Below are 1,115 nucleotides of genomic sequence, written 5' to 3' on the forward strand. Positions count from 1 at the left end.
GGCCCTTCCGGATCCGGAGTGCGTAGCGGGGTTCGCGGCTGACGCGGTGAGGCGAAAATGAGGGGGTCCTGGGGCGTGTGAAGATGCAGATTCTCACACCAGCATCCAATACCCCCAGGACCCACCTTGAACGTTACTGCCAGCCTCATTGCCGACACCATCTGCCGCACCGTCGAACTCGGGGTGACCATCGACGATGCCGCGGTCGCCGGGGAGTTCACCTACCTGTTCTGTTCCCCGGCGGCACTTGACCCGGTCTGCGCCACCTGCGGGGTCGCGGGCCGTTTGCGGGATCACGTGGAACGGAAGGTGACTGATCTGCCGATCGTCGGCCACCCCACCAGACTGAACATCCGGGTACCACGCTTCACCTGCGACAACACCGAATGTCACACGACAATCTTCCAGCAACGCATGCCCGAGCTGGCCGAGCCACGGGCCAAGACCACTCGCCGCTGCACCCGCTGGATCCTGCAGCGTCTGGCCATCGACCGAACGAGCGTGTCGGCGGTGGCCAAAGCACTCGGACTGGGGTGGGATCTGGTCAATGACCTGGCGATCTCGAAGATCCGCACCATGGTCTACGACCAGCCCGGCCACTTCGACGGAGTCCGTGTCCTTGGGGTCGATGAGCACAAGTGGAAACACGTCCGCGGCGACGGCAGCAGCGCGTTCGTGACCGTGCTGGTCGACCTCACCCCGGTCGTCGATGGCATCGGTCCGGCCCGCCTGCTCGACATGGTTCCGGGCCGCTCAGCGAAGGTCCTGACCGACTGGCTTGACGCCCGTGACCAGGCGTTCCGGGATAGGGTCAAGGTCGTGACCATGGACGGGTTCGCCGGCTACCACTTGGCCGCGGCCAACGCCGTCCCTGCAGCTCGGACCGTCATGGATCCGTTCCACGTCGTGCATCTCGCCGCCGAGAAACTGACCCTGTGTCGCCAGCGCATCCAACAGGACACCACCGGGCATCGGGGCCGCTCCGGCGACCCCTTGTATGGGATCCGCAGGGCGCTGAACACTCGCGCCGAGCTACTGACCGACAAGCAAAAGGCCCGCTTGTGGAAAGCATTCACCGCGGACGATGCGCACGTGGCCGTGGAGGTCACTTACGG

1 protein-coding gene is annotated in these 1,115 nt (G+C 65.2%); it reads left to right on the plus strand.

Annotated elements, in window-relative coordinates:
- Positions 1-126: 126 nt before the first annotated feature.
- Positions 127-1,115, plus strand: a 989-nt coding sequence (locus QR64_RS07405) for an ISL3 family transposase (RefSeq protein ID WP_039584749.1), incomplete at its 3' end; no start/stop codon positions are given.

This window comes from Rhodococcus sp. Chr-9, from assembly GCF_000801125.1.
Lineage (GTDB): Bacteria > Actinomycetota > Actinomycetes > Mycobacteriales > Mycobacteriaceae > Rhodococcus > Rhodococcus pyridinivorans.